The following is a 2,573-nucleotide window of genomic DNA, read 5'->3' as shown; positions in this document are numbered from 1 at the left end:
ATGTCATTTTGGCCTTCAGCCCCCGTGTCTTCTGCCTGAGCAGCTATTAATTTTGTAGTAGTCATGATTTGGCTTTTGCCTTGATAGTGAGCAGCATGGCGGCAGCTGCGGCCTGTTCGCCGGCACGGCGTGAACCGCCAATGCCGCGCTCTGAAAAATTGAGTTCGAGAATTTCACACTGCACATCGAATGTCTGTTTGTGCGCAGCGCCCTGTGTACCGACAACGTTGTACAAAGGCAAATTCATTTTGCGCCCCTGCAGCCATTCCTGCAATTCGGTCTTGGGGTCTTTGCCAATGGCTTGCATGGTCGGGTTGATTTCCACCGACTTGAACAAGCGATGCACCAGCCCTTGCGCGGCGATAAAACCAGCGTCCAGATAAACCGCGCCAATCAGGGCCTCCAGGGCATCGGCCAAAATGGAAGGCCGTTTTTGGCCACCCGAGCGGGCCTCGCCCTCGCCCAGGCGAATGATGTCAGGCAAGCCCAACTCAAGCGCCAGCAGGTGCAGCGTGTCTTGCTTGACCAGATTGGCGCGAATCCGTGACAAATCACCTTCAGGCAAGGTGCTCAAGCGGGTGTAGAGCAAATCAGCCACCGCAAGATTCAGCACCGCATCACCTAAAAACTCGAGTCGCTCGTTGTGGTCGGCTGAAAAGCTGCGGTGTGTGACCGCCTGACTCAGCAGCGCGGCATTAGAAAATTTGTGTTGCAAACGAGTTTGCAACGCCATCAATGCTTCTTTCACACTTGCGCATCTTTCAATGAACGGAACTGACGCATTACTTGGACCGTCCTGCGTATTTGAGGGTCAGGAACGCCGGACCGGTCAAATGGATTTCGCGTTGGTACGCAAAGCTGACGACAATTTTGTCGCCTTCCTTGGTCACTTCAATGTCCTTGCCGGAGATCGAACTGATGTTGTCAATGGCGGCTGCCTTGTCAAAAATAGAACGCACCTCGGCCACGGTATTGCCTTCACGTGCTTTGTTGGCGGCTTTTGCGACTGCCTGGTATTCGATGACCGTGGGCACGATCTGGGCGAGCACCACACCTGCCATGGCGAGCAAACTACCGATGAAAATCAGGCCAATAAAAGACAGGCCGCGTTGTCTGGATTTGAATTGAGGTGTCATACGGTTCCCTTTGGAGGTGTGAAGTTTCAATTGAATGACCCGATGCGCTTGAAGCTGCTGAAGTTCATCCAGACAAAAAACGCCTTGCCGACGATGTTTTTGTCAGGCACAAATCCCCAGTAGCGCGAATCGAGCGAATTATCGCGGTTGTCGCCCATCATGAAGTAATGGCCTTCAGGTACTTTGCAAACAACCCCTTCCACACTGTAATGGCAGTTCTTCTTGAAGACAAAATCGTCCGCACCCGGCACAAAGGCGGGACGGTCGTCGTCATTGAGCAAGCGGTGTTTTTTGTCGCCCAGAGACTCTTCGTATTGCTTGAAGTAGCGCATCACGTCTTCGTCAAAAAACTCGGGCAGGGCCACGGTCTCAATCGCTTTGCCGTTGATGGTCAGGCGCTTGTTCAAATAAGCCACTTCGTCGCCAGGGATGCCGACCACGCGCTTGATGTAATCCAGGCTGGGCTTGGGCGGGTACCTGAACACCATCACATCACCGCGCTGCGGTGGTGTGCCAGCGGTGATTTTGGTGTTGATGACCGGCAAGCGAACGCCGTAGTGAAACTTGTTGACCAGAATGAGGTCGCCCACCAGCAGCGTCGGAATCATCGAGCCCGACGGAATCTTGAACGGCTCGAACAGGAACGAGCGCAGAAAAAACACCGAGATGATCACGGGGAACAGTCCGGCCGTCCAGTCCAGCCACCAGGGCTGCGCCAAGATGGCGTTTCTGGCAGTAGACACATCGACGTCCATCTGGGTGATGCCTTGTTTGCGCAGTTCTTCGCGGCGCTTGGAAGACTCGGCGTCGAGCGCGGCAGCCGCCTTGAGGCGCTGGGGTAAAAAGTAAAAACGCTCGGCGAACCAGTAAATACCGGTCACCACCGTGGCCAAAAACAGCAGCAGCGCAAAGTTGCCTTCGACCATGCCGAAGTACCAGGACGCGGCGTAGCCGACAAAGGCCGCCAGAATGAAGGAAGTCAGAACTTGCATTAGCCGTCCACCCGCAAAATTGCCAGGAAGGCCTCTTGCGGCACTTCCACTGAACCGATTTGCTTCATGCGTTTTTTACCCTCTTTTTGTTTATCAAGCAGCTTGCGCTTGCGCGAAATATCGCCGCCATAGCACTTGGCGATCACGTTCTTGCGCAGCGCTTTGATGGACTCACGCGCGATGATATTGGAGCCAATGGCGGCCTGAATCGCCACATCAAACATCTGCCGTGAAATCGTCTCGCGCATCTTGGCCACCACCGCCCGGCCGCGGAACTGCGACTGCGTGCGATGCACGATGATGGAGAGGGCATCGACCTTTTCGCCGTTGAGCAAAATATCAACCTTCACCACGTCGGCGGCGCGGTATTCCTTGAAGTCATAGTCCATTGAGGCATAACCGCGCGACACCGACTTGAGCTTGTCAAAGAAGTCCAGCACGATTT

The 2,573-nt window shown here is 54.5% G+C and carries 3 protein-coding genes and 1 pseudogene; all 4 read right to left on the bottom strand.

What is annotated here, in order from left to right:
- Positions 1-61: 61 nt before the first annotated feature.
- Entirely contained in the window at positions 62-748 is a 687-nt protein-coding gene (gene rnc, locus WCG50_RS18860; RefSeq protein WP_336901136.1) for a ribonuclease III, read from the bottom strand.
- Between the two features lie 34 nt (positions 749-782).
- Positions 783-1,136: a DUF4845 domain-containing protein gene (locus WCG50_RS18855; protein WP_336901135.1), complete on the bottom strand. Its 354-nt coding sequence runs from the start codon at positions 1,134-1,136 to the stop codon at positions 783-785.
- Positions 1,137-1,162: 26 nt separating this feature from the next.
- Complete coding sequence (lepB, locus tag WCG50_RS18850; RefSeq protein ID WP_336901134.1) at positions 1,163-2,128, bottom strand: signal peptidase I; 966 nt, start codon at positions 2,126-2,128, stop codon at positions 1,163-1,165.
- A pseudogene (locus WCG50_RS18845) lies at positions 2,128-2,573 on the bottom strand (elongation factor 4); the annotation flags it as partial. The gene lepB and the pseudogene WCG50_RS18845, both read right to left, overlap by 1 nt.

This window comes from Rhodoferax sp., from assembly GCF_037143375.1.
GTDB lineage: Bacteria > Pseudomonadota > Gammaproteobacteria > Burkholderiales > Burkholderiaceae_C > Rhodoferax.
The sequence above is the reverse complement of the archived record's forward strand: the minus strand, read 5'-3'. Positions and strand labels throughout refer to the sequence as shown.

Bases quoted from the DNA above. Each gene is read 5' to 3' on its own strand.
- WCG50_RS18855 (WP_336901135.1), bottom strand. From the start codon at position 1,136: ATGACACCTCAATTCAAATCCAGACAACGCGGCCTGTCTTTTATTGGC.
- lepB (WP_336901134.1), bottom strand. From the start codon at position 2,128: ATGCAAGTTCTGACTTCCTTCATTCTGGCGGCCTTTGTCGGCTACGCC.